This is a genomic window from Deinococcus humi, from assembly GCF_014201875.1.
Lineage (GTDB): Bacteria > Deinococcota > Deinococci > Deinococcales > Deinococcaceae > Deinococcus > Deinococcus humi.
In genome coordinates this window covers 527,991-553,156 of the sequence record NZ_JACHFL010000002.1, presented here as the reverse complement: position 1 = coordinate 553,156, position 25,166 = coordinate 527,991, and the positions used below count along the sequence as shown (strand labels likewise).

Annotated in this window: 26 protein-coding genes and 1 tRNA gene; 16 read left to right on the top strand and 11 right to left on the bottom strand. The window is 65.2% G+C overall.

Annotated features, from left to right (window positions below):
• Nucleotides 1–35: 35 nt before the first annotated feature.
• Nucleotides 36–1,004: a CobW family GTP-binding protein gene (locus HNQ08_RS06340; RefSeq protein WP_184128601.1), complete on the bottom strand. Its 969-nt coding sequence runs from the start codon at nt 1,002–1,004 to the stop codon at nt 36–38.
• 363 nt (nt 1,005–1,367) lie between these two features.
• A complete protein-coding gene (gene ahbA / locus HNQ08_RS06335) occupies nt 1,368–2,441 on the bottom strand; it encodes a siroheme decarboxylase subunit alpha (protein WP_184128597.1) in 1,074 nt (357 codons plus the stop codon).
• A gap of 118 nt (nt 2,442–2,559) precedes the next feature.
• On the opposite strand from ahbA, the gene HNQ08_RS06330 reads away from it, so the two are divergent.
• From HNQ08_RS06330 to HNQ08_RS06320, 3 genes are all read left to right on the top strand, one after another.
• Nucleotides 2,560–2,823 carry a hypothetical protein gene (locus tag HNQ08_RS06330; protein ID WP_184128594.1) on the top strand — a complete coding sequence of 88 codons (264 nt, stop codon included), beginning with the start codon at nt 2,560–2,562 and terminating at the stop codon, nt 2,821–2,823.
• 287 nt (nt 2,824–3,110) lie between these two features.
• Nucleotides 3,111–3,413: an Lrp/AsnC family transcriptional regulator gene (locus tag HNQ08_RS06325; RefSeq protein ID WP_184128589.1), complete on the top strand. Its 303-nt coding sequence runs from the start codon at nt 3,111–3,113 to the stop codon at nt 3,411–3,413.
• A 203-nt stretch (nt 3,414–3,616) separates the two neighbouring features.
• The gene (locus HNQ08_RS06320) at nt 3,617–4,795 is read left to right on the top strand and encodes a M20 family metallopeptidase (protein ID WP_184128586.1); all 1,179 of its coding nucleotides are present in this window, start codon (nt 3,617–3,619) and stop codon (nt 4,793–4,795) included.
• A gap of 97 nt (nt 4,796–4,892) precedes the next feature.
• Here HNQ08_RS06320 and HNQ08_RS06315 read toward each other — a convergent pair whose 3' ends face one another.
• The gene (locus HNQ08_RS06315) at nt 4,893–6,002 is read right to left on the bottom strand and encodes a LacI family DNA-binding transcriptional regulator (RefSeq protein ID WP_229789686.1); all 1,110 of its coding nucleotides are present in this window, start codon (nt 6,000–6,002) and stop codon (nt 4,893–4,895) included.
• 139 nt (nt 6,003–6,141) lie between these two features.
• Here HNQ08_RS06315 and HNQ08_RS06310 point away from each other — a divergent pair, with 139 nt between their 5' ends.
• From HNQ08_RS06310 to dnaX, 4 genes are all read left to right on the top strand, one after another.
• Nucleotides 6,142–7,368, top strand: coding sequence for an MFS transporter (locus HNQ08_RS06310; protein ID WP_184128583.1), 1,227 nt, complete (start codon nt 6,142–6,144; stop codon nt 7,366–7,368).
• A 249-nt stretch (nt 7,369–7,617) separates the two neighbouring features.
• On the top strand, nt 7,618–8,592 hold the full coding sequence (locus HNQ08_RS06305; RefSeq protein WP_184128580.1) for a ferritin-like domain-containing protein: 975 nt from the start codon (nt 7,618–7,620) through the stop codon (nt 8,590–8,592).
• 230 nt (nt 8,593–8,822) lie between these two features.
• Nucleotides 8,823–8,907, top strand: a tRNA-Leu gene (locus tag HNQ08_RS06300).
• Between the two features lie 259 nt (nt 8,908–9,166).
• Entirely contained in the window at nt 9,167–11,476 is a 2,310-nt protein-coding gene (dnaX, locus tag HNQ08_RS06295; RefSeq protein WP_184128577.1) for a DNA polymerase III subunit gamma/tau, read from the top strand.
• 10 nt (nt 11,477–11,486) lie between these two features.
• Here dnaX and dtd read toward each other — a convergent pair whose 3' ends face one another.
• From dtd to HNQ08_RS06275, 4 genes are all read right to left on the bottom strand, one after another.
• Nucleotides 11,487–11,927: a D-aminoacyl-tRNA deacylase gene (dtd, locus tag HNQ08_RS06290; RefSeq protein WP_184128574.1), complete on the bottom strand. Its 441-nt coding sequence runs from the start codon at nt 11,925–11,927 to the stop codon at nt 11,487–11,489.
• Entirely contained in the window at nt 11,927–12,199 is a 273-nt protein-coding gene (locus HNQ08_RS06285) for a DUF1844 domain-containing protein (protein WP_184128571.1), read from the bottom strand. Before HNQ08_RS06285 ends, dtd begins: the two co-directional genes overlap by 1 nt.
• A 161-nt stretch (nt 12,200–12,360) precedes the next feature.
• Nucleotides 12,361–13,062 (bottom strand): uracil-DNA glycosylase, encoded by a 702-nt coding sequence (locus HNQ08_RS06280; RefSeq protein WP_425321335.1) that lies wholly within the window; start codon nt 13,060–13,062, stop codon nt 12,361–12,363.
• Nucleotides 13,031–13,420 carry a hypothetical protein gene (locus HNQ08_RS06275; RefSeq protein WP_184128568.1) on the bottom strand — a complete coding sequence of 130 codons (390 nt, stop codon included), beginning with the start codon at nt 13,418–13,420 and terminating at the stop codon, nt 13,031–13,033. The genes HNQ08_RS06280 and HNQ08_RS06275 overlap by 32 nt, the downstream gene beginning before the upstream one ends.
• Nucleotides 13,421–13,808: 388 nt before the next feature.
• Between HNQ08_RS06275 and HNQ08_RS06270 the strand changes: the two genes are divergently transcribed.
• The 6 genes from HNQ08_RS06270 (at nt 13,809) to HNQ08_RS06245 (ending at nt 19,537) form a co-directional block, all read left to right on the top strand.
• Nucleotides 13,809–14,435, top strand: coding sequence for a C40 family peptidase (locus HNQ08_RS06270; protein ID WP_184128566.1), 627 nt, complete (start codon nt 13,809–13,811; stop codon nt 14,433–14,435).
• A gap of 129 nt (nt 14,436–14,564) precedes the next feature.
• Nucleotides 14,565–15,557, top strand: coding sequence for a UDP-glucose 4-epimerase GalE (gene galE / locus HNQ08_RS06265; RefSeq protein WP_184128563.1), 993 nt, complete (start codon nt 14,565–14,567; stop codon nt 15,555–15,557).
• 9 nt (nt 15,558–15,566) lie between these two features.
• Nucleotides 15,567–16,937 carry a M20/M25/M40 family metallo-hydrolase gene (locus tag HNQ08_RS06260; RefSeq protein WP_184128560.1) on the top strand — a complete coding sequence of 457 codons (1,371 nt, stop codon included), beginning with the start codon at nt 15,567–15,569 and terminating at the stop codon, nt 16,935–16,937.
• 264 nt (nt 16,938–17,201) lie between these two features.
• Entirely contained in the window at nt 17,202–18,776 is a 1,575-nt protein-coding gene (locus HNQ08_RS06255) for a 2-isopropylmalate synthase (protein WP_184128557.1), read from the top strand.
• Nucleotides 18,777–18,890: 114 nt separating this feature from the next.
• Nucleotides 18,891–19,184, top strand: a complete 294-nt coding sequence (locus HNQ08_RS06250; protein WP_184128554.1) for an antibiotic biosynthesis monooxygenase family protein — start codon at nt 18,891–18,893, stop codon at nt 19,182–19,184.
• Nucleotides 19,181–19,537: a low molecular weight protein tyrosine phosphatase family protein gene (locus tag HNQ08_RS06245; RefSeq protein ID WP_184128551.1), complete on the top strand. Its 357-nt coding sequence runs from the start codon at nt 19,181–19,183 to the stop codon at nt 19,535–19,537. The genes HNQ08_RS06250 and HNQ08_RS06245 overlap by 4 nt, the downstream gene beginning before the upstream one ends.
• A gap of 54 nt (nt 19,538–19,591) precedes the next feature.
• Here the strand turns inward: HNQ08_RS06245 and HNQ08_RS06240 are convergent, their stop codons facing one another.
• The 4 genes from HNQ08_RS06240 to HNQ08_RS06225 all read right to left on the bottom strand — a co-directional run bounded on the left by HNQ08_RS06240 (nt 19,592) and on the right by HNQ08_RS06225 (nt 23,426).
• Nucleotides 19,592–20,032 carry a hypothetical protein gene (locus HNQ08_RS06240; RefSeq protein WP_184128549.1) on the bottom strand — a complete coding sequence of 147 codons (441 nt, stop codon included), beginning with the start codon at nt 20,030–20,032 and terminating at the stop codon, nt 19,592–19,594.
• Between the two features lie 88 nt (nt 20,033–20,120).
• Complete coding sequence (gene purU, locus HNQ08_RS06235) at nt 20,121–21,005, bottom strand: formyltetrahydrofolate deformylase (RefSeq protein ID WP_184128547.1); 885 nt, start codon at nt 21,003–21,005, stop codon at nt 20,121–20,123.
• Between the two features lie 201 nt (nt 21,006–21,206).
• On the bottom strand, nt 21,207–22,052 hold the full coding sequence (locus tag HNQ08_RS06230) for a phosphotransferase family protein (RefSeq protein WP_268239997.1): 846 nt from the start codon (nt 22,050–22,052) through the stop codon (nt 21,207–21,209).
• A 153-nt stretch (nt 22,053–22,205) separates the two neighbouring features.
• Nucleotides 22,206–23,426, bottom strand: a complete 1,221-nt coding sequence (locus tag HNQ08_RS06225; RefSeq protein ID WP_184128544.1) for a toxic anion resistance protein — start codon at nt 23,424–23,426, stop codon at nt 22,206–22,208.
• A 336-nt stretch (nt 23,427–23,762) separates the two neighbouring features.
• Here HNQ08_RS06225 and HNQ08_RS06220 point away from each other — a divergent pair, with 336 nt between their 5' ends.
• Genes HNQ08_RS06220 through HNQ08_RS06210 form a run of 3 tightly spaced genes read left to right on the top strand, consistent with a single transcriptional unit; the run spans nt 23,763 to nt 25,164 of the window.
• Entirely contained in the window at nt 23,763–24,224 is a 462-nt protein-coding gene (locus HNQ08_RS06220) for a DMT family transporter (protein WP_184128542.1), read from the top strand.
• Nucleotides 24,221–24,673: a DMT family transporter gene (locus HNQ08_RS06215; protein WP_184128539.1), complete on the top strand. Its 453-nt coding sequence runs from the start codon at nt 24,221–24,223 to the stop codon at nt 24,671–24,673. The genes HNQ08_RS06220 and HNQ08_RS06215 overlap by 4 nt, the downstream gene beginning before the upstream one ends.
• Nucleotides 24,670–25,164, top strand: coding sequence for a MarR family winged helix-turn-helix transcriptional regulator (locus HNQ08_RS06210; protein ID WP_184128537.1), 495 nt, complete (start codon nt 24,670–24,672; stop codon nt 25,162–25,164). Before HNQ08_RS06215 ends, HNQ08_RS06210 begins: the two co-directional genes overlap by 4 nt.
• Nucleotides 25,165–25,166 lie beyond the last annotated feature (2 nt).

Below are 25,166 nucleotides of genomic sequence, written 5' to 3'. Positions count from 1 at the left end.
GCCGCGCCCGCTAAAGGCAGATTCATGGACGGCGCTCAGTCTGGGATCAGTTCTGCCGGATCAGAGGTCAGGCAGGCGGCAAAGGCCGAGGCGTACTCCTCCCGGTCCAGGCCGCGCCCGATGAAAATCAGCTCACTGCCGCCATTACCCCCGTCCCAGGCGTCGGCGGTGAACAGGTCACGTACCGCCTGAAACAGAATGCGCTGCGGGTAGCCGTGCAAATCGAGCCAGCCCTTGACGCGCAGCACCTCGGCGGGTCGCGCCAGGATGAATGAGGTCATGAAACGCTGCCACTCGTAGGGATCAAGTGGGCGATCCCCACGCAGGGTAAAGGTCTTCAAGTCCGGCGTGTGGGCGTGTTCCGTGGTGTCTTGGTCATCCAGCACCCGCGGATCGAAGTCGTCGCGGGCCAGCAGGGCGTCGGCGTCGATCTGACCGCGCTCCACGCCAACCACACGGGCCAGCGGGTTGACGCCGCGCAGGGTGGCCTCGGCCCGCTCGAGCGCCCCGGGGTCGGCCAGATCGGTCTTGTTCAGCACCACCACGTTGGCGTAGGCCAGTTGCCGCGCCGCCTCCGGGTGTTCGCGCAGGGTCTGCAGGACGTGGCGCGCGTCCACCACCGCCACCAGTGTTGTGATGCGGAACGCGGCCCGCACCCCACGTTCCAGCAGCGTCGCCAGCACGGGTGTCGGATCGGCCACTCCAGACAGTTCCACGATCACGGCGTCAGGCTTCTGTTCGCGCATGGAGATGGTCACCAGCGCCCGCAGCAGATCGTCACGGCCCGTGCAACACAGGCAGCCCGCCGTCAGTTCGGTCACATCGTCCTGTAACCGCTCAATCAGGCTGCCGTCCACCCCGGCCTGACCGAACTCATTGACGATCACGCCCAGCCGGTGCGGCAGGCTGCGGATCAGGTGGTTGACCAGCGTGGTCTTGCCCGCCCCCAGAAAACCACCGATCACGATGATGGGAATGCGGGAATCAGGGGTTGGATGGGTCATGGGAGGGAGGATACGTGATGTCAACCTCTGAGGCTCCACGCATAAGAGGGGCATGATGAGAGTTTTTCCTGACCAGACGATCTCTATCAACGGTGTGACCCTCCAAGCCGAAGCCACGACGAAGAACGGTGAGCCGTACTCGGGGGCAAGGCCAGCGGTTTGAACCACATCGAAACCATCATTACTGGGGGCGTCGTGCCAAAGATCGAGGCGGTCAGAATCTGCGTGAGCGACTCCTGTTCAACGGAGTGTGGGCAGTACAGCTCATCAGGGGTGGGAACGACATGATCCTGGCTCCGTAAGGAGTACAAGACCAGGGGCAGAATTTTCCCGAATTTGGGAAAGCTTTGCTACAGGTGCGGCTCAGGAATTCAGCGTGTCAGCGGTGCCCAAATGGGTTTCCTGCCACTCGTAAAACTCCGGCTTGTAGAACTCTAGGCGAATTTTCTTGTATTCCTTCGTGGAGTAGAGAATGGCGTGAGTCACGCCGTTGGCCACTTCTTCCTCAATCGCCTTGATCTTCCCGAAGGCCTCTTCCTTGCTGCGTCCGTGAACCATCGTAAAGATGGTGTAAGGCCATTCCGGATAGGTGGGGCGCAGGTAGCAGTGCGACACGGCCTTGAACTCGGCCATCTGGCGGCCCACCTCGGCCACATTGTCCTGCGGGACCGCCCACACCCCCATCGCGTTGAAGGTAAAACCCGCCTTCTGGTGACGGAACACGGCAGACACGCGCCGCAGGGCTCCGGCGGCCTTCATCTTCTCGGCGTGGGCCGCCACCTCGTCGATAGTCAGGCCCAGCGCGGCACAGGCGTCGGCGTAAGGTTCTTCGGTCACGGGCAGGTCTTTCTGAAATTCCACCACGAAGGCGCGGTCCAGATCGGTGACCTTGTAGCCGATGTTGCGCTGTTCAGAGGTGTACTGGGGCGCCGCCTTGGCGTTCCAGTCCTCCTTACCGGTCATGTCGAATTCCACACCGATCTTGAACAGGTGCAGCGTGGGCATCAGCCGCGTCAGGCGCGCGCCGCTCAGCTCATGCAGCTTCTGGACGTGGGCCTCCAGATCGCTCTCGGGGGGTACGGCAATCGTGTACCACAGGTTGAAATCGTGGTTGCGCTTGTAGTTGTGGCTGACGCCAGGGTGGCCGTTCACGATTTCGGCGCCCTCGTCCAGTCTATCCTCGTCGTAGACAGCGGCCACCAGGCTGCTCTGATAACCCAGCGTGCGCGTATCGAAAATGGCGCTGACCTGCCTCAGTACACCGTCGGCCTTGACCTCGCGCAGGATGGCCAGGGCCTCGGCCTCGCTCAGGCCCACTTCCTCCGCGATCACTCTGTAGGGGCGCTGGACGATAGGAATGTCCTTCTGGATGCGGTTAAGAAGCTGCTCACGCGCCGTGGGGAGCGTGGTTTCCGGAGCGGGCGAGGTGGCGGTCATGGGGGTAGAATAGGCCGTCCTGAGCGGCGAAACGTCCCCGAACGAGCGGTCAGGCGTGGGCGAATCAGTCCCACGCACTCCGCCCAGCTTGCAAACTGTGGGAATCGCAGGAGGCTGGATGACAAAAAAAGGCATTGCAGAGCAGGCGCTGGCCCTCGCCTGGGCGACGGACCTTCAGTTTCCCGCCGTTGAGCAGTTGCTGGAAGAGTGGGCCACCCGGAAACTGTTCGAGCCTGACGCCTCCCTCGTCGAACTCAGTGAGGTACTTGGCAGATTCCCACATGAGAGAAGGCAAGCACTGATGCGATTGGCCCATAACGCTATGCCAGATGAGGCGGCTCCACTTCTCCTTAATCTACTTCAACAGTGGCCTCAAAATTGACAGCAGCTTCCAGTGCCTGAGCGTTTTCTACAATCTGGAGCGTTTTGTGCGAGCTTCCGATGGTGCTGGGCCGCTTCCACGTCTACCACTCAGTCGTACGGCAACAGAAGCCATTTTCAAAAGTTATGGCTATGGACGTGACGATTGGGATGCCAGCTGGGATGTAGAGCCAATCCGTGGGTCTGAAGCTTGTGATGCCATCGCCAAATTACTCAACGCATTGAAGTCTGGAAGCGCGGTTGAAATGCTCCGGGGTGCGTCACAATGTCCTCCATGAGGAACCCCAAATGGTAACGGCCATTGTGATGGTGCAGGCAGACCGCCAGCGCGTCCAGGAAACGGCCGAGGCGCTTTCACGCATCCCCGCTGTACGCGAGGTCTACAGCGTCACCGGCGAGTGGGACATTGTGGCGATTCTCAAGCTGGCCGAATATGACCAGCTCGACGACGTGGTGACCGGCCACCTGAGAAAAGTGGAGGGCATTGCCCGCACGCAGACCATGCTGGCCTTCCGCACCTACAACGACGCGCTACTTGATCAGGGGTTCGGCGTGGGGCTGGACGAGGGCAAGGCGAACGGAAACAGCTGAGGCGCTTCCGCCTCGAACATCAGCACGCTCTTTGCGCCCTGAGCGACGGCCAAGGAATCGGGCGTGATACTGCGCGGCCCTGCTGGGAACGGCAGTGGCCTGTTCGCTGGGATGTGGCCGTCCAGGCTGGCGCGTCCCAGATGAATGAATGGTTTCCAGACGGAATGAAGCCTTCGGCCGGGTACCCGCGCTAGGCTGACCCCATGACAGCAACCCAGGAGAGGACAGCGGCGCTGCGCGAGCAGCTCGTGGCGTGGCGGCGGCATCTGCACATGAACCCCGAGGTAGGCTTTCAGGAGCACGAGACCTCTGCCTACATCGAGGCGGAGCTGAAGAAGATGGAGGGCCTCACTGTCACGCGGCCCACCACCACCAGTGTGTTGGCCGTGTTGAAGGGCGGTCAGCCTGGACGCACGCTGCTGCTGCGGGCCGATATCGACGCGCTGCCGATCACCGAGGAGAACACCTTCGAGTTCGCCTCCAGGAACGTGGGCGTCATGCACGCCTGCGGTCACGACGGCCACACCGCCATTCTGCTGGGGGTCGCCAAACTGCTGTCCGAGAATCCCGCCGAGGTGCCCGGCGAAGTCCGCATGATCTTCCAGCACGCCGAGGAAATCGGCCCCGGCGGCGCGGAGGAACTGGTCATGGCAACCGGGCTGATGGACGGCGTGGATCTGGTGACGGGCCTGCACCTGAACAGCCAGTTGCCCGCCGGAATGGTGGCGGTCAAGCCGGGGCCCTTCATGGCAGCGCCCGACACGCTGGAGCTGACCATCCGGGGCCGGGGCGGACACGGGGCACACCCGGAAGAGGCCATCGATCCTATCGCTGTGGGCGCGCAGGTGGTGACCAACCTGCAGCACGTGGTCAGCCGGGGCGTGGCGGCGCTGGAACCCCTGGTGGTCAGCATCACCTCGTTCCATAGCGGTACCACCCACAACGTCATCCCGGACCGCGCCGAGATCCTGGGCACCGTTCGCAGCTTTGATCCGGACCTGCGCCAGCGTGCGCCCAAGCTGATCGAACGCATCATCAAGGGCGTCTGCGAAGCCCACGGTGCCACCTACGAGTTGAAGTATGAATTCGGATACCGCGCCCTGATCAACACCGACTGGGTGGCCGAGCAGCTCAAGGAAATTGCGTTGGAGACGGTGGGGCCAGACCATTTCCGCGATGCCAAACCCACCATGGGCGGTGAGGACTTCAGCGCCTACCTGGAAAAAGCTCCTGGCGCCTACTTCAACGTCGGCTCTGGCAGTGATGAGGAGGACAGCCGCTGGCCGCATCATCACCCGCGGTTTACCCTTGACGAGGCCAGCCTGGAAACCGGCGTGAAGATGCTGCACGCCGCTGCCTTGCGCCTGACGCTGCCAGAATAACGCTAGGCCCCCAGCTAGAACGCTGGTAAGACCCTCGCCAAGACCATGTCCAAAACGACAAAACCGCGCCCCTAACTCAGTGGGCGCGATTTTGTCGTCAGCCGGTGGTGGGGCACTGGGCCGTACTGCCACGCACCACCAAACGGGTCGGGAGCCGCACGTCCGATGGCGTCTGGCCGCTCAGCAACGCCAGCATGGCCTGCCCTACCTGCCTCCCCTTATCGGAGGTGGGTTGCCACACGGTGGTCAGGTTCAGGTCGGCGCTGCCCGGCGAATCGTCGTAGCCGATGACGCTCAGGCGCTGCGGCACCGGCCAGCCCAGGGTCAGGGCGGCGCGCAGAGCGCCCTGGGCCAGTACGTCGCTCATACACAGCAGGGCGGTGATCTGCGGTTCGGCGCCCAGCAGTTCCAGCGCGCAGGCCTCGCCCTCGGGCACAGTGTTGCGCTCGGCCTCAGTCAGGTAGAGCCTGACCCCTGCGCCCTCAATCGATCCGGTCACCGCGCCTACCGTCTCCCGGTAACCGCGTAGCCGCTCAGCGCTGGGGTGATAGGCAACCTGCTGTTCCCGCCCCGGCGCGACCCGTCCACCGCCCTGACGTGGACCGAGTTCCAGACACAGCACGCCGATCTGGGTATGGCCCAGTTCCAGCAGGTGCCGCGCGGCCTGCGCCGCTCCCCCGGCGTCATCGATACCCACACCGGCGGCCTGGGCGTGGTGGTCCTGGTCCACCAGCACCGTCGGCAGGCCGCGCAACAGCACCGCGCGCAGCAACTCGCTGTTCTGCGCGGCGCTGTACACGATCAGGCCGTCCACGCTGGCGCTCTGCACCGGGGACAGCGGGTCGGCCTGGGGATCGCCAGGACTGGCCAGCAGCAGCAGGTTCAGTGAGGCCGACTGCAGCGACTGCGCCAGACTGCCCAGAAACTGCGCGGCGGCGGGGTCAGCGAAGGCGTACTCCAGCGGCGCGTCGTACACCACGCCAATGACGCCGGTCCGGCCCCGCCGCAGGCTACGCGCCAACGGATCAGGCCCCCCGTAGCCCAGCGAGCGGGCCGTTTCCAATACCCTCTCCCGCAGCGTCGCCGAGAGCTGATCGGGGCGGTTGTAAGCGTTGCTAACGGTCGCCACACTCACCCCCAACGCCCGCGCGACCTCCCGCAGGGTGATGCGCCGGCTGGACTCTGGAGGAGGGTCAGGCGGCATCATGGGAGAATGGTAGCGCACTTGAGGATCAACTGAATCGTTTCAGAGTCGAAACAGCCTCTGTCTTTTCCAAGGGGAACGGAGACAAACTGCCCTTCGTCCGCAGATCCCGCTTCTCCATCTCATCCGCCAAGGAGTTCACATGACCGCCCTGCACACCCATCCTGACCACGCCGAATCGGCCCGCCGCGCCGTCAGCCTGATCTTTCTCGTCAACGGGGCCTTCTTTGCCACCTGGGCGGTCAATATTCCCGGCCTGCGCGACGCCCTGACACTGAGTGAGGCGCAGATCGGTGGGGCCTTGCTGGCCATTGGCCTGGGTGCCCTAATCACCATGCCGCTGACCGGCGGCTGGACGGCGCGGTACGGCAGCGGGCCGGTGACGCGCGTGGCGGTGGTGATGTGCATGCTGTCATTGGCCGTGCCTTTCCTGGTGCCCAATTACCTGGGATTGGTGCTCACGTTGACGCTCCTGGGGGCGGCCAACGGCAGTCTGGACGTGGCGATGAACGCCCAGGGAGTGACGGTGGAACAGACTCTGAAACGTCCGGTCCTGAGCCGCCTGCACGCCTACTTCAGCCTGGGTGGGGTGCTGGGGGCGGGGCTGGGGACGCTGCTGGTCGGCCGCGTGCCGATGCTGACGCATGTCTTGCTCGTGGTGGGGGTCACCACGCTGGCGGGCATTCTGGCAGGCCGCTTTCTGATGCCGGACCAGCCCGTCGCAGCCACATCGGCAAAGGAAACCTCGCCCCAGCCGTCTCGCCGACGCGTGGGCATCAGCTCCGCCGCGTTGCTGCTGGGCCTGCTGTGTTTTCTGGGCATGCTCTCCGAGGGTGCCAATTACGACTGGGCCGCACTGTATTTCCGCGACATCCTGAAACAGGAGGGCGGCAGCGCCGGTATCGGCTACACCGCTTTCGTCGTCACCATGACCCTGGGCCGCTGGTTCGGGGACCAGGCTCGCGGACGGCTAGGCGACGAGGCCATCGTGCGGGTTGGCTCGGCGGTCACAGCATTGGGCTTGGGCCTGGCGCTGCTGGCGCAGGGACCAGTCTTCGCGGCCTTCGGATTCGCCCTGTCGGGCCTGGGGCTGAGCAACGTCGTGCCGGTGCTGTACGGCGCGGCTGGGCACGCGCTGGCGGGGCGTGGCATCGCACAGGTCGCCACCATCGGTTACGGCGGCTTCCTGCTGGGGCCACCGCTGATCGGCTTCGTGGCCCAGCACGCGGGTTTGCGGGCCGCCCTGGGGGTAGCCCTGGCCGGGGCCTTGCTGGTGGCCTTGCTGGGAGGAGGGGCCTTCGCGCTACTGCGTCGGCGCGCGGCCACCGCGCAGGTCCACCCAGCAGGGGCAGAAGGACCAGCATCTTAACACTGCGCGTGGTGAACCCAGATGAGCACCATGCGTTGCAGCCCCTACCCAACGGGTTCGAACGTGAGGCTTTACCCAATCTTTAGTTTTGTGTTCATGTTGATCCAACCGGAAAGGGACTGCTTATAGCTGGGCAGAAGGACAACACGGTAGGAGGGGCCGCTTCCCGTTGACCGAACAGGTTCACCCCTCCTGCGTCCTTACTGTGTGCCCTCTGTCCCCCGTCTCTCACCCCCTGGAGGAAGACCCATGAGCAACAAGCCCGCGAACAACGAAGTCAACGAGAAACTGCTGAACCGCCGTAAATTCCTGGGTGCCGCTGGCGCCGTCGGCGCAGGCACCCTGCTGGCAGGCTGCGCTCCCGGCATGACCGGCGGCGCGATGGCCCAGGGCAGCATGGACAAGAAGCCCAACCTGGACGGGACCATCTTCAACTTCGCCCTGAACCTGGAATACCTGGAAGCCGCCTTCTACCTGGCCGCCGTGGGCCGCCTGGAAGAATTGGACGCGGTGGGCGGTGACAGCAGCAAGGTCATCCTGCCAGCCGGATTCACCGGCAAGGGCGGCGCGGGCATCAAGTTCGAATCGGCAGATGTGGCCGCCTACGCCAACGAGATTGCCTCCGACGAGCTGAACCACGTGCGGATCATTCGCACGGTGCTGGGTAAGGGTGCGGTGGCGCAGCCCATGATCGACCTCGGGCCAGCCTTCCTGGCCGCGGGCAACGCGGCCTCGGGCGGCGCGATCACCGGCTTTAATCCCTTTGCCAATGACCTGTTCTTCCTGCACGGCGCGTTCATCTTCGAGGACGTGGGCGTCAGCGCGTACAAGGGCGCGGCCCGGTTGCTGACCGATACCTCGGCGGGCGGCAACCTGGAAAATGCCGCCGGCATCCTGGCCGTCGAGGCGTACCACGCCGGGCAGATCCGCACCCTGCTCTACCAGCAGCGCAACACCCAGGTGACCCCTGCCCTCAAGGTCAGTGACGTCGTGGCTGCCATCAGCAACCTGCGCGACGCCGTGGACGGGGCCAGCGACGTCGATCAGGGCATCCTGAATGCGGCGGGCGGCGCGAACATCGTGCTGGCCGACAACAACTCGATTGCCTTCAGCCGCACCCCCCGTCAGGTGGGCAACATCGTCTTCCTGAAGGTGGACGCGGTCAAGGGTGGTTTCTTCCCCGAGGGCCTGAACGGCGACTTCGCCGCGATCCTGGCACTGTAACCCTATGACCTCGCGTCTCCCAATGCCGTGAGCCTCCCCTGACGTCCCTCACGGAACCGAACGCCCTGGCCCCACTGCGGGTTGGGGCGTTCGTCTGACGTGGTGTGTGATGGGCTGGGGCCACAGACCTATTGACAGTTTCCGAAGTCGCCAGTAAAGTAACCGAGCCTTCCGAAACGCCCCCACGGGCGCGGCTACCAAGCGGAAGAGCAGCACCGGATCAGCAGCATGCCGAGGTGGCGGAATTGGTAGACGCACTAGTTTCAGGGACTAGCGCCGCGAGGTGTGTGGGTTCAAATCCCATCCTCGGCACCACAGGACAAAACACGAAAAGCCCCCGGCAGAGATGCTGGGGGCTTTTCGTGTACCTGGCGCGAACCAAGAGATCTGTCCCTGCCCCTTAGCTACCCCGAATCCGTCCCTCCCTCACCCCGCGCCGGACCGCCCCGCCCTACACTGGGGGGGTGAAGAGGTTTGCGGTGAGCGGTGCGTGTTCAGCAGTCCATCAATCGGTCTTTTTTCCTGTCCTGCAAGCCAGCTCCCGCACGTCCTCCCTCACGTTGGAGGCACGGGCATGAGCGCCATCTACCAGCGTGCCCGCCCCATCCGCTGGGATCAGGTGGTGGGCCAGGAACACATCAAGGATGTGTTGAAGGCTGCGCTGGAAGCCGGGCGCGTGGGCCACGCCTACCTGTTTTCGGGGCCGCGCGGCGTGGGCAAGACCACCACGGCCCGCCTGATCGCCATGACCGCCAACTGCACCGGTCCTGCTCCCAGACCCTGCGGAGAGTGCGAGTCGTGCCTGAGCGTGCGCGCCGGCTCACACCCCGACGTGATGGAAATCGACGCCGCCAGCAACAACAGCGTGGACGACGTGCGCGACCTGCGCGAGCTGGTGGGGCTGGCGGCCATGCGCGGCGGCAAGAAGATCTACATTCTGGACGAGGCGCACATGATGTCGCGGGCGGCCTTCAACGCCCTGCTCAAGACGCTGGAGGAGCCGCCGGGCCACGTCATCTTCATCCTGGCGACCACCGAGCCGGAAAAGATTATTCCGACCATCCTCTCGCGCTGCCAGCACTACCGTTTCCGCCGTCTGACGCCCGAGGAGATCGCCGGGAAGCTGGCCGGACTGGCCACGCAGGAGGGCATGACCGCCGAGCCGGAAGCCCTGAACCTGATCGGGCGCCTGGCCGACGGCGCGATGCGCGACGGCGAGAGCCTTCTGGAGCGCATGCTGGCAGCGGGCAGCGCAGTCACGCGGGCCGGGGTGGAGGAAGCGCTGGGTCTGCCTCCCGGCGAACGCGTGCGCGCCGTGGCAGCGGCGCTGGTGACGGGCGACGCGGGCGCAGCCCTGCAGGGGGCCGGGCGGCTGTACCGCGACGGCTTCGCGGCCCGCACGGTGGTGGAAGGTCTGGTCTCGGCGCTGGGGACGGCCCTGCACGCCGAACTGGGCCTAAGCGATGAAGGAAGGCTGGACGGCGCGGACGTGCCACGGCTGCTGAAGCTTCAGGCTGCCCTGGATGAGCAGGAAGCCCGCTTCGCCCGGTCCGCCGATGGGCAGAGTCTGGAACTGGCGCTGACCCACGCCCTGCTGGCCGCCGATGGTGGTGCGGGCGGCGCCGTAACGGCCGGAAACGCAACGGCCATGCCAGCGGACTTGATACAGCGCCTGAACCGGATGGAAAAGGAACTGGCGGGGTTGCGGGCGGGTGGCGGCGCAGGTAGTGGAGCGGCGGCCCAGGAACGGCGTGGCCCGGCCCCGGCGCGTGAAGTGGTGCGCGAGGCGGTGGCGGCGATTCAGGGCGAGGCCGGGGCTCATGATGAGGCCCCACCGCCCCAGCAGGGCAACTGGGCCGACGTGGTCCGCGCGGCCAGCATGCAACTCCGGGCTTTCCTGAAACCTGCGCGGATGCACGCCGAGGCGGGGTATGTCAGCCTGACCTACGGCGACAACGGCTTCCATGCCAAGCAGGCGCTGAGCAAATTCGACGACATCGCCGCCCTGGCCCTCAAGGTGTTCGGGCCGGTCACCTTCGAGCTGATCACGGCGGAGGCCACGAAAAAACAGAAACTGGGAGGCGGCGGCGGGACCCCGCCCGCTGGTCCTGCCCTGGCGCCCCGGCCCGCGCCCGTCGTCCGGAATGCCCCTGAGCAGACCACCCCAGCCGCCGAAATCGAGATTGCCCCTTTCGATCCCACCCCACGCCGCACCACCCGCGCAGCTGAGGGACCGGGACCGCAGGCGACGGCTGCACCTTCGGCCCAGGCCACGCCGCCGCAGGCCAGCCTGCCTCCGCGCCCGGCAGCAGTGGCGACGCTGGAACCGCCCACCAGCATGCCTCCGCCCCGGCCCCAGACGCGGCCCCCGGAAACCCGGCCGCCCGAGACCCGTCTCCCCCGCCCCGCCAGCCCCGATGACGTGGCCCCCGCTCCGCTCCCAACGATCGCTGCGGACCCCTGGCAGGCCGAGCATGTGGCCGACGCGCCTCCACCACCATCAGGCACGGCTCCGACAGGGGACCGCGCCGCCTCGCGCGAGCTGTACGTCGTGGAGCCCATCGACGTGGAACCTGACTGGGACGATATTGGCGGGCCACTGGACGCATCGGGTCCGTCCGGCCTGCCCGATCTGGAGGACGCGCCGTACGCCGATCTGGCGGTGGAGCGGCCCACGCCTGCCCCACGTCCGTCAGCGCCCCCCCAGGCCAGCCAGTCGCGGGCCAGCGCCGCTCCGTCACGCCCCGGCGATATTCGTGCGCACCCGATGTACGAGGAGATCAAGGGCCGCTTCAGCGGACGCGTGCGCGAGATCGGCAAGAACCGCAATCCGGTGGCCCCGGCAACCGAGGGTGAGGCCGACGACGAGGACGCAGAGAGCTGACCCGGCCGCTTCAGCTCAGGTCGAGCGTGATGGTCACCGGACCGTCGTTGCTCAGGTCAATGACCATGTGTTCGCCGAAACGGCCCTCTCCCACCGTCAGCCCCAGTTCACGCAGGGCGGCGTTGAATTCACCGTACAGCTCGCGGGCCTGTGCCGGCGGGGCCGCGCCGACGAAACTGGGGCGGTTGCCCGCGCGGGTATCGGCATACAGCGTGAACTGGCTGATGCTCAGGATGCCACCACCCGTATCTAGGACGCTGCGATTCATCTTGCCCGCGTCGTCGTTGAAGATTCGCAGCTTGGCGATCTTGGCTGCCAGCGCCCGCGCGGTCTGCGCAGTGTCGGCGGGCGCGACCCCCAGCAGCACCATCAGTCCCGGCCCGGTCTGCCCGGTGACCTCGCCTGCTACGGTGCAACTGGCGTGAGCCACGCGCTGAACGACCGCCCGCACTAGTTGCCCGGCGTGCCGCTGCCCAGGCGCTCGCGCAGGCTGGAAATCGCCCCGGTCAGCAGGTCCGCCTCGGCAAAGTCGAGGTTGCCGCGCGTCTTCTCGGCCAGCATGGTCAGCAACTTCAGGCTGCGCTCGGCGGTCTGTCGGGCGCGTCCCTCTTGCAGCAGGCCGTCGCGCGCTGCACTGGCGGTGGCGGCGTTCAGATCACCCAGCGCGGCCTCGGCGGTGGCCTGCAGAGAATTGACGAGTCCAACGAATTCTGGATGGGGCATGGGACGTAGTGTATGCGGATTTGCCGGATGGACGGATCTTCTCCGGCTTGAAATTGGCTGAATTGTCAGAGACCTCTGAAGGTCCGAGCTCAACGGAATCCGGCGTGAAGTGGACACCTCCGAGTTCTCCCGACCTGTGCCAGCAAGGAGCGGAATCCGGGTCAGAACAATCCAGGTTGACCGTCCATGTCGAGCGGCACCAGCTGGGCCACATGCTCCGGCTGCTTCTCGCCGTGCAACACGGCGGCCACCTCGCGGATGTCGCGCCAGGTCAGGGCCTTGGGAGTGCCGGGAGTCCGCGCGGGATTGCGCAGCAGGTAAGCGGGATGAAACATCGGCATCAGCAGCGCCTGTTCCGCCTCGCCCGGAGCAGCGTCGTAATTAAGACCAAACCACTGGCCGCGCAGGCTGGCGACGCCGCGCCGCGTCCTCAGCAGATGCTGGGTGGCCGTGTTGCCCAAACTCAGGATTACGCGCGGGCGCAACAGGGCCAGTTGAGCGTCCAGCCACAGCGCCGTGCAGGTTCCAATCTCGTCGGGGCGGGGCGGGCGGTCCGCAGGCGGGCGACACCTGACGGTGTTGGTGAGGTACGCCTCATCCCGGCCGATGCCTGCGGAGGCCAGGATGCGGTCCAGCAACGCTCCGCCCTCTCCCACGAAAGGCCGTCCCACCCGGTCTTCCTCGCGCCCCGGCCCCTCCCCGACGATCACCAGACGGGCCGCCGGATTACCCTCGGCCACCACCACGCCCGTGCAGCCGGGGCGAAGGCGGCAGGCGATACAACCCATACTCCGTCGTTCCAGCGCCTGCAGGGCAGCAAGCCGGGCGGCGTCAGCTTCCAGCCGCGACTTCCCCAGCAGCACTCAATTTGGGGCGGCGGCTGCGAGCCTCTCGGCGGGTCTTGGGGTCCACGCCCACCAGCAGGAAGAAGTTCTCCAGCGCATTCTCACGGCCTTTCAGGTCCGGGTGCTCGTGCTCGGGTGTGCCGGTGGAAAACGGGATGGCCTCGTACAGGGTCAGGGCGTGGGCGATCACGTCGTCGGGAGCGTGCGTTTCGGCGTAGGTGCCCAGAGCCACGTACACCTCGCGGCGGCATTCGGCGTGTTTCAAGAACGCTTCCGGCCACGGGGTCTCTGGCGCGCGCAGCATGTCCTGGCGGGCGATCCGGCGGTAATGCTTCAGACCTTGCAGGAGCTGATCGGTGGTCATGGGTTCCTTCATCGGTCCTCCAGATCAGGTGTCTGATCGATGGGCTTTCGGGGCAGACGGCTGTTCCCTGTCACTGAGTATAGGCGGCGCTTCGCAGAAGACCTGTGAAAACCGCCCATGGCCTGCGCGCAGATCCCCATTCAGAATCCTGCGTCAATTTGAGAGATGAGTAAAATGAGATACACCCAAAATGGATAAGGATGTTTGGGCTGTGACTGACGCCACTTTCACTACCTCTCAAAAAATGAGCTCAACTCTGAGAAGATTGAGCCAGAGGCCAATTTTTCATTCTGTTCACGCGGGCCTGCGGCGCATAAAGAACGTATAGGCGCATAACCAGAGCGTTTAAGTTCGAGAATTAAGAGCGAATAAATAAAGCTGCGCTAAACTTCTGAAGTCGATGAATTACTCCCGCCTCCTGTTCCCTCTCGTTTTCGCCGCCCTGACCAGCACTGCTGCTATGGCCTCCACCTACACCGTCAAGAGCGGTGACACCCTGTCCGCCATTGCGCGCGCTACGGGAACGGATGCCGGCACGCTGATGCGCCTCAATGGCCTGAACAGCAGCACCATCCAGGTGGGTCAGAAGCTCAACCTCGGTGGGGCGGCCGTCAACGCACCCGTCCGCAATGCCGCGCCCGCCGCCACCAACACTGGCGGCGCTTACGTGCGGACCGCCGCCGCCCGCTTCCTGGGCGTGCGGTACGCGCTGGGCGGCAGCGGCAGAAACGGCCTGGACTGCTCCGGCTTTACCCAGAGCGTGTTCAGGAACATGGGGATCAGCCTTCCGCGCACCGCGGCCGGGCAGTGGAACACGGGCCGTGCGGTCAACCGGCGCGATCTGCGGGCGGGCGATCTGGTGTTCTTCAACACCATGGGCCGCGTCGCCAGCCACGTGGGCCTGTACGTGGGCGACGGCATGATGGCCAACGCCAACAGCTACAAGGGCCGCACCATCATCGAGCCGCTGTTCGCCAATGCGTACTGGGCCAGCCGTTACAACGGTGCGCGCCGCGTCATGAACTGAACGAGAGAACCAGACGGAAGGCGGGCGGATGACATCGACTCATCCGCCCGCTTTCATTTCTTTTGGAAACCGTTCTCCGGGACGGCGAGTGGACACCCGTGTGGACTCTGCCTGCTACCCTGAACGGCAATGAAACTTCTGGTGGTCGGCGGCGCGGGCTACATCGGCTCACACACAGTCCGGCAGTTGCGGGCAGCGGGACACAGCGTGGTGGTGCTGGACAACCTCTCCAGCGGGCACGCCGAGGCGTTGCCGGGAGACGTGGAGCTGGTCAGGGCGGACCTGCTGGACCTTCCCAGCGTCAGGGCTGCGCTGGAAGACCATCAGCCCGACGCCATCATCCACTTCGCCGCGATGATCGAGGTGGGCGAGAGCATGCGCGCTCCGGCCCGCTACTACCGCAACAATGTGGTGGGCAGCCTGAACCTGTTGCAGGCCATCGTGGAGACCCGCAAGGTGCCGCTGGTGTTTTCCAGCACTGCCGCCGTCTACGGCACCACCGACGCCGTGCCCATTCCCGAGAACGCCGCCATGCAACCTGAGAGCGTATACGGCGAGACCAAGTTGATGACCGAGCGCATGATTCACGCCTTTCACACTGCGCACGGCCTGCCCTACGTGGTGTTGCGGTACTTCAACGTGTGCGGCGCGGCCCCTGGCGGGGACATTGGCGAGGCTCACCGCAGCCAGAGCCACCTGATCGAACTCGCGTGCATGACCGCTCTGGGCCAGCGCGAGAAGATGCTGATTTTCGGCGAGGATTACGACACACCGGACGGCACCTGCATCCGTGATTACGTGCATGTGCAGGACCTGGCCGACGCGCACGTGCTGGCCGTGGAGTCGCTGCATGCCGGGAAGACCGAGGCCGCCACATACAATGTCGGCCTGGGCCACGGCTTCAGCGTCAAGCAGGTCTTGGACGCAGTCGACGCCGTGGTGGGCACACCGCTGGAGCGCGAGATCGCCCCCCGCCGCGCAGGCGATCCACCCCGGCTGGTGGCCGACGCCACGAAAATTGTGCAGGAGCTGGGCTTCACGCCGCAGTTCACCGACTTGCAGGAGATCGTGCAGACCGCCTGGAACTGGCACAGGGAGCACCCACACGGCTTCGAGAAGTAGATTGGTAGCATGACCACAACCGACACTCCGGATCTTTCCGCCCACATCGAACGCGGTCTGGCTGACTTGCGTGATCTGGTGGCGATGCAAAGTGTCTCCGCCCAGGGCCGCATGCTGCCGGAGACGGCAGCCGCCGTGACCACGCTGCTGGAGGCCGAGGGCTTCACGGTGGCTCGCTACCCCGGTCAGGTGGCCCCGGTGCTGGTGGCCGAGGCCGGGGACGGCCCGTTCACGCTGCTGATCTACAATCATTACGACGTGCAGCCGGAAGACCCGCTGAACCTGTGGGACACACCCCCCTTCGAGCTGACCGAACGCGACGGCCGCCTGTATGGGCGCGGTGCATCGGATGACAAGGGCGAATTCGTTTCGCGGCTGGCGGGCCTGCGGGCGCTGCGCGAACGGCACGGCGGCCGCCTGCCCCTGAAAGTCAAGTGGCTGCTGGAGGGCGAGGAGGAGGTGGGCAGCCCCAGCCTGGAAGCCTTTGTGAAAGACCACGCCGCCGAATTGAAGGCCGACGGCGTGTGGTGGGAGTTCGGAAGCGTGACCCCCGAGGGCCGGCCCATCCTGTACGCGGGCCTGAAAGGCATTGTGTGCCTGGAACTGCGCTGCCGGGTGGCCGCCAGCGATCTGCACAGCAGCACCGGGGCCGTGGTGGACAATCCGCTGTGGCGACTAGCGAAAGCAGTGGCCAGCCTGCGCGACGAAGGCGGGCGCGTCACCATTCCCGGCTTTCACGACGACGTGCGTCCGCCCAGTGAAGCCGATCTGGCAGCCATCGCCCGGCTGCCCGGCCACGGCGAGGCGCTGTACAGCGCCTACGAGGTCACCCGTCCGCTGGGAACGCCCGAGGACCACCATACCCGCCTGAACCTGATGCCCGTGCTGAACGTGAACGGTTTTCACGGCGGCTACGGCGACGGCGGGAGCAAGACCGTGCTGCCCGCCGAGGGCTTCGTCAAACTCGACTTCCGCCTGGTACCGGATCAGCATCCTGACAAGATTGTGGAACTGCTGCGCGCCCATCTGGACGCCCAGAATCTCCAGGATGTGGAAATCGTCGAGCTGGAAAGCCACCAGCACCCCGCCCGTAGCGATCTGAACGATCCCTTCGTGCAGACCGCCGTGGGGGTGGCCAGAGAGGTCTACGGCCAGGACGCCATCCTGAACCCCAGCAGCGGCGGCAGCGGCCCGATGCACCCCTTCATGGAATATGTCGGCGCCCCCGTGATTGCCCTGGGCATCGGCAACGTGGCGGGTCGTGTCCACGCCCCCAATGAAAATGTCTTGCGCCGTGACTTTGAGACGGGCGTGCGGTACGCGCTGGAATTCATGGACGCTCTGGGAGGCACAGACTCCCGTTCGCAGACGGAGCACTGATCGAAGGGGCGACGGCCCCACCCCGTCCGGACCAATGGCATTTCCGGACGGGCCAGGGGGCTAGACGACTCCCCTTGCCCCTGAGCCCCCGCATCCGTTACAGTCCAGCCATGATCCGCTTTGGCCTCCTTCTTATCCGTCCTCCGGTGGAGTGAACGGCTCAAGAAGGTTGTGGCCGCCCGATCCCCCGGAGGAGTTCCCTTCGGGGGATTTTTCGTGCCTGCCCACGCTCAACTCGCGCCTCAGCCCCCCACAGGAGAGACCATGTCCCAGCCGCAGAACAATCAGCCACAAAGCACAGACCGCATCCGCATCTTCGACACTACCCTGCGCGACGGCGAGCAGTCCCCCGGCGTGGCCCTGAACCACGCTCAGAAGCTGGAGATCGCTCACCAGCTGGCGCGGCTGGGCGTGGATGTGATCGAGGCAGGCTTTCCCATCGCTAGCCCCGGCGATCTGGAAGGCGTGTCACGGATCGCCCGTGAGGTGCGTGGACCGATCATCGCAGGGCTGGCGCGGGCCGGGCGGGCAGATATCGAGGCGGCGGCGCGGGCCGTGGAAGCCGCCGAGAAGCCCCGCATCCACACCTTTATCGCCACCAGCCCCATTCACATGGCGAAGAAGCTGAACCTAGAACCGGACGCTGTGGTGGAACGCGCCGTGCAGGCCGTGACGCTGGCCCGTTCCTTCGTGGACGATGTGGAATTCAGCGCCGAAGACGCCACCCGCAGCGACTGGACCTTCCTGAGCCGGATTTTTAAGGCGGCAGTGGAAGCGGGAGCCACCACCGTCAATGTGCCCGACACCGTGGGCTACACCACCCCCGACGAGATGCGGGAGCTGTTCGCGTACCTGAAGGCCGCATTGCCCGCCCACGTCATCCTGAGCAGCCACTGTCACGACGATCTGGGCATGGCCGTGGCGAACTCGATTGCCGCAGTCGAGGGCGGCGCGCGCCAGATCGAATGCACCATCAACGGCATCGGCGAGCGGGCCGGAAACGCCAGTCTGGAAGAGATCGTGATGGCCTTTCATACCCGTGCCGATCACTACGGGTACCGAACTGGCATCCAGACCCGCGAGCTGTACCGCTCCTCCAGACTGATCAGCCGCCTGAGCGGCATGCCGGTGCAGCCCAACAAAGCCATTGTTGGCGACAACGCTTTTGCGCATGAATCGGGCATCCATCAGGACGGCGTCTTGAAGGCCCGCGAGACCTATGAGATCATGAACGCCGAGCTGGTGGGGCGCGAGGCCGCCGTGCTGGTCATGGGCAAGCACTCGGGCCGGGCCGCCTTTCGCAAGGCGCTGACCGATCTGGGGTACGCCGACATGCCCGACGACAAGGTGCAGCATCTGTTTGGCCGTTTCAAGGACCTGGCGGACCGCAAGGGCCAGATCTTCTCCGATGATCTGCGCGCGCTGGTGGACTCCCGCAGCGACGTGCCGCAGACCTTCAGCCTGGAAGGTTTTCAGATCACCAGCGGCATGAACATGACTCCGGTGGCCTTTGTGCGTCTGCAAACCCCCGACGGCCCGGTGGACGCTACGGCCCACGGCGACGGGCCGGTGGAGGCCGCCTTCCAGGCCATCAACAAGATTACCGGGCTCTCGCCCACGCTGGAAAGCTACCGCATCCAGGCCGTCACCCAGGGCGGTGACGCGCTGGGCGAGGTCAGTGTCAGCGCCCGCCACGGCGAAACGCTGCTGCACGGCCTGGGCGTCGCCACCGACGTGGTGGAGGCCAGCGCCCGCGCCTGGATTCGCGTCCAGAACATGATTGTGGCGGGCTTAGGCGCCGAGCGGCGTCAGGGCGAGTTTGCACCAGGGCGGATTTAAGGGCCGACGGGGTGGGTCCCGGTATTCCTCCTTTGTCAGGCGGGTTCAGGGGAGGATTAGGTGGGGGTTGGTGACATTGACTGGCCTCACACCGTCAGCAATGAGGCCGAAGGCATGATCCACGAAATTGCCCTGCTGCGCATCCGCCCCGGCCAGACCGCCGAGTTTGAGGTCGCCTTTGCTGGGGCGCAGCGTATCATCGCCGGCATGAACGGTTACCTACGCCACGAGTTACAACGCTGCCTGGAAGATGACCACAAATACGCCCTGCTGGTGTGGTGGGAGAGGCTGGAAGACCACACCGAGGGCTTTCGCGGCAGCCCGGAATATGGAGAGTGGCGCTCACTTTTGCACCACTTCTACGATCCGTTCCCGACAGTGGAACATTACGTCCGGGTCCTGCCATGACCCGGCCCCTGCGCGTGGTGTTCGTCTGTGCCCAGAACAAATTGCGGAGCCCCACCGCTGAGGCGATTTTCCGCGACACGCCCGGCTGGGAGGTGGCCTCAGCAGGCACCAACCGGGATGCCGAGACGCCCGTCAGCCGTGACCTTCTGGAGTGGGCTGATGTGGCTGTATGCATGGAAAAACGTCACCGCGACATCTTGTGTCAGCGCTTCAAGGGGGCGCTGCCCGATGAGCGCATCCTGACGCTGGGCCTTCCTGACGACTATGAATTCATGGATCCAGAATTGATCGTCATACTGCGCCGACTGGTACCGCGGCGACTGGAGGGGGCCAGGCCACGGGGCAGCACTTAGACCATCGAATAGCGGCGGTGACCCATCCCATTCATGCTCGCCTATAGGACTCCACTACAGATTGAAGAAACGCAGCAGCGGCCTCCACCACGGAATGCCCGCCAGCGCCACGACCAGGCTCAGCACGGTCCAGATGGTCATGGCACGGAACCTGGCCGGATTGCCCGTGGCCCGCTTGCTCAGCGCGGAGGCAAGGGTGGCAAAAACGGCGGCCAGCACGCCCAGACCCAGGTGTTCCCACTGGAAGCTGGACCGTGCGCCGGCAAAGACCGGCATGTTCTGCGCGCCCATGAAACCGAACAGCAATAGCCCCAGCACCAGTTGCAGGCTGACCGTGCCCACGAAAGCCACCACCGGGCGACGATCCGCAGCGGTATAGGCCCGTCCCGAACTGAGACCAGAAAAACCTCGAAAAAGGGTCCACATCCCGGCCAGCAGGACCAGCCAGCGGTTGATGTTGTGGAGCGTGAGCAGAATCACGTACAGCGTTGCCATGCGCCCAGCCTACGGTGTGCCTAGCGCCGGGTCAAAGGCAAAGGCTGAGAGTTGATGAGCACGGTCTTTTTCGTGTATCTCGCAGCTTTCAGAAGACCACGGTCTTGTTGCCGTGAACCAGCACACGGTCCTCCACGTGGGCCTTGACGGCGCGGGCCAGCACCTGCCGTTCCACGTCGCGGCCCAGGCGCATCAGGGTGTCGGGCGTTTCGCGGTGGGTCACGGGAATCACGTCCTGCGCGATGATCGGTCCGGCATCCAGTTCCTCGGTGACGTAGTGACTGGTGGCTCCGATCAGCTTGACGCCGCGGTTAAAGGCGGCGCGGTAGGGATTCGCGCCGACAAAGGCGGGCAGGAAGCTGTGGTGGATGTTGATCACGGGCCGCCCGTAGCCGTGCAGGAAATCCCCCGACAGGATCTGCATATAACGGGCCAGCACAGTGAATTCGGCGTCAGCGTCACGCAGCAGCCGAACCTGTTCGGCCTCGGCCTCGGCCTTGTTGTCCTTATTCACAGGAACGACGTGGAATGGGATGTCGAACATCTCCGCGTCCCGGCGCAGGTCCTCGTGGTTGCTGATGATCAGGGGAATCGTCACGTTCAGCTCGCCCCGGCGTTTGCGCCATAACAGGTCCAGAAAACAGTGGTCATAGCGGCTGACCAGAATCGCCATGCGCTTCGGCTCGGCGCGGTAGGCCAGCGTCCAGTCCATCTCGAAGGGACGGGCCACTACCGTGGAAAAGGCCCGCTCGAGGCCATTGCGGCTCAGATCCAGGCCGTCCAGATAGAATTCCATCCGCATAAAAAACGTACCGCCCGCTGGATCGGTGCTGTGCTGGTCGCTGTGGATGATGTTCGCACCGTGGTTGTGTAGGAATTGCGACACGGAAGCCACGATGCCGCCGCGGTCCGGGCAGGTGATGGTCAGTGTCGCCGTGTTCAGCGGATCGGGAACGGTGGCAGGCGCGGTCATGGGGTGCAGCATACGGGAGCCGTCCCCCAGGCCCCGCGCCCCGGTTTAGGTCAGCAGCCCGAAAGACAGGGGAGCCAGAGGCCGCCCTCCAGTGTCCAGTCCTGATCCAGCATGGGAACGCCAAGCAGCGCCTGAGCGGTCAGTCCTCCCTTGATCAGGCCATTAACGCGCTTGCGTCTCCCTGCCCCAGGGCTGGGGTGTTCAAGGCAGCCGATTCAGGCAGCTCCGGGCGAAGGCGACAGCTTCTGCGATCCGCCGTGGCCCGCCTTGCTCCGCGGCGCGGCCCGCACGGTGAAAGGCGAGGAACAGGCCGAACAGCGCTACCGGAGGGTCACAGCGCAGGCTAGCCCCGTGGGCGATCTGCTCCGCCGCGCACCAGCCATTGAAATAGGCCGCGCTGGCAAGATCCCAATCAGGCGGCCCGATGGCAGCGTCCCCAAAGTCCAGCAGCGCCGCAAGGCGGCCTCCCTGCCAGCGAAACTGCCCGCCGTGCAGATCGGTATGACAGACAGCGGACGGCAGTTTAGCCACCTGCCACAGCTCTGGTTCCAGCGCAGTTATGGCTGCGGTGAGGTCCGGCGCGTGCTGGATCAGCGGCTGGGCTTCCAGCGGACGTCCATCAAAGGGCCAGGTCTTCAGGCGGGTGAGGAGGCCAGTTGCCGCATCCCTGGCTGTCCCCCGAAACCTCTCCGTTCCCTCCCGCAGGAGGCCAGATCCACTGTGCGGGAGCGTATGCAGTGCCTTCAATGTTCGGCCCAGATCAGCCCAACCTGCCACCGACGGCCCTCCACCGTCACCGGCCACGAAGGTTTCCAGACTGAACGTTCGTCCATCTGGCAGCCGCCCCACGTCCAGAATTTCTGGAACTGGCACGCCAGCCCGGGTCAGTGCCCGCATGATCTCGGCCTGCAAAAAGAAGCGCGCCTCTACAGAGGTGGTCATCCTCAGTACCCGCTGGCCGTCTGTGTAGACCGTGCAGGTTGCCCCAGTCGTCAGAAACCGTGCTGACGGGCCGAGGATCGCCAGGACCTCAGCGTCACATTGCATCAGAAATGATCAACGGGACGTACAGCAGGTTGTCATCCACCACTCCAGCCCACTGCTGGAGAGCGGCTTCCTGAACAGACACGCGGTTGCCCCCGAGATGACGCCGATTCTCCGGCCTTGCGGCCAGACTGACCAGCAAGACTTGTCGGGTGTTCAGAGCTTCAGCTCACCCTCTTTGCTCACATTCAGGCCCTGGGCCACCTCACGCGCCACCTGCTGGCGTTCGCGGTCCAGATACGTCTGGGCCTGGGCCACCTCCTTATCCAGCACCTGCATGGTCTCGCTGAAGCGCTCCAGCGCCTGCTGGCGGTAGGCGCTGATGGCGTCCAGTGCACCGTACACGTCCCGGAAAGCCCCCTGAATGATCTGTGGGTCCACGGTGGCGCTGCCCGCCTGACGCTGAATCTCAGTGGACTGCTGCTTGAGCAGGCTGGCCGTGCTGCCGATCATCTTGCCGGTCGTGTCGTTGATGGCCGTGATCTGTCCCAGCACGGCGCCCTGCGTCCCCAGCGCCTGCGAGACCATCAGCGCGGTCTTGAGGGCACTGACCGTGGTGGTGGTGGCGCGGTCCACCCCCTTGATCAGTTCCAGATTGTTGCGCCGCACCAGATCAAGGGCGAGGTAGCCCTGGATGCTCACCGCCAGCTGGGTCAGCAGATCGGTCACGCGCTGACGTACTGCGAACAGCAATTCCTCACTGACCATGCGGGCCTTTTCGGGGTCGGTCTGCGCCAGTTCAGACAGCCGCTCGGTCAGGGCCGCGTCCACTGCCTTGCCGACGTGAGCGTACTGCCGCAGCTTCTGCATGGTCTCCCACAGATGCAGCTTCTCGGTTTCAATGGTGGCGTTGTCACGCCTCAGCTCGTCCTGGCCGCGGTACAGCGCTTCCAGAATGCCGTTCAGGTGCGACTGGGCACTTTGATATTTGTCCATCGCACTCTGGACTTTTTTAGCCCCCGGCAGGATGCCGAACAGGCGGCGGGGCGTGGGGGCGCGGCTGGGGTCCAGGTCCTCCACAGTGCGCCGCAGGTCCGTCAGGCTGTTGAGAATCTCGCTGCCCTCGGCCAGTGCCCCGCTGCGGGTGGCGCGCAGGGGGCGGTCCAGCATGCGGTTGCTGGTCTGCGCCGCCGCGCGCTGTTCGGGCAGACCCAGGTCATGCACGGCGTCGAGTTTGCGTTTGAATTCCGGCGTGTGCGCTCCAGCATTCAGTACGTCCACCGCGAAGGCGCGGGCCATGCCATCCAGACGGGCGCGGTCCTCGTTCGAAAGCGGCACCATTTCCGGCGCGTCCACCGGGGCCACGTTCTTGACGGCCTCCGGCGCGCTCAGGGAAGTTTCGGGTGGGGTCAGCGGGCCGGGCTTGCCATCGGTCATGCTCCTTATTACGCAACATCGGGGTGAGGGGTTGCATCCGGCAAAAGGCGTAAGGGGTTAGGCAACGGTGACTGCGACTGCCCGGGGTAGCCGAGGCGGACCCCAGGTCAGCCCCGCATTGATGCCCTGCCCAGGGTATGTCGCTGGATGCACGTCATTCCCATGCCAAAGCGAAACGCTGAAACGGCCCCTGCTTCTAAATTGATGAGGCACCCAGACCGCTCACGGCATTTACAGCACATGCCGCAGACAGGGCACCCTCAGCCCAAAGCGCATCGGCACTAGGCGATCATGCCTACTTCACCTATAAACATTTTACCGGTGTACTATTTTTGTATGGCTCTTGAATCTGGACGTGCCCCTTTTCTCCTGTTAGCTGTGGCAGCGGGCAGTCTGTTGCCCATGCAATTTGCCGTGAACAGCGCGTTGGCAGGTGAACTGAAGTCTGTGACGCTGACGGCAGGCACCTCGTATCTCGTCGGAGCGGTGGCATTGGGGCTGGTGCTGGCGATCGTACAGGTGAGACCCACCTGGACGTCGGCTGGGGTGGCCCCGCGCTGGGTGTGGCTGGGCGGGGCGGTCGGCAGTGCTTACGTGGTGGGCAGCGTCGTCCTGACCCGCTTGCTGGGCGCGGCCCTGGCAACAACGCTGGTCATTGCCGCGCAGGTGCTGACCGCACTGGCGCTGGACCATTTTGGCGCGCTGGGTCTGCCGCGCAGGCGGCTGAACCGGGCGCGTACCCTGGCGGCCGTGCTGGTGCTGGCGGCGCTGGGCCTGCGGCTGTGGGGGCTGGCATGAGTCTGGTGGCCCTGATGGCCACTGTCGGCGCAGGGATCGGGCTGTCGGCAGGACTGGCCTTCAATCTGCGGCTGGCCGCCCTGCTGGCGTCGCCGCTGGCGGCCACCCTGGTCAATTTCGGGGTGGGAGCGGGGCTGCTGCTCTCGCTGTGGGCGCTGGGGCTGGACGGCGCGCGTCCCACGGCCTGGCCGGAGTTGTGGACACTGCTGGGCGGCCTCCTGGGTGTGACGTATGTCAGCCTGACCCTGACCGTGGGCGCGCGGCTGGGGGCTGGGGCCAGCACGGTGGCGGCCACGCTGGGTCAGGTGTTGGGGGCGGCCGTTATCACCGGCCTGGGCTGGCTGGGACAGACCCCGCAGCCGCCCACTGTGGCGGGCCTGCTGAGCGCGGCATTGCTACTGGGAGCGGTGAGCCTATTGGCGGCCGACCGGGAACGGAATCGGGGATGAAAGACGCCTCCACCCCCAAGCTGCTGTCCCGCATCGAACAGGACTGGCGCATAGCCCGGCCCGATCTGGACCCGGAGCCGATGCTCACCGTGATCGCCGTCCAGCGCACGTCGGGACAGCTTCAGGCAGAGCTGGAGGCTTTTTTTGCCGGACATGACCTCACGCCCTCGGCTTTCGACGTGCTGGCGACGTTGCGCCGTTCGGCCCCCCCGGAGGGACTGACCCTGGGTGAACTGAGCGCCCTCATGGCAATCACTCCACCCGCTGTAACCAAACGGGTGGACGCTCTGAGTGCACGGCAGCTGATTGAGCGACTCCCCGACACCTCGGATCGCCGGGCCATCCGCGCCCGGCTGACAGCAACGGGCCGCACTTTGATTGACAGTCTCTTGCCCCAGCATCTCGCCAATGAAGAACGGTTACTGGCGGCCCTAAGTGTCACAGAGCGGCGAACCCTCAGGGCATTGCTGGGGCGCATTGGAGTGAAGTAGAG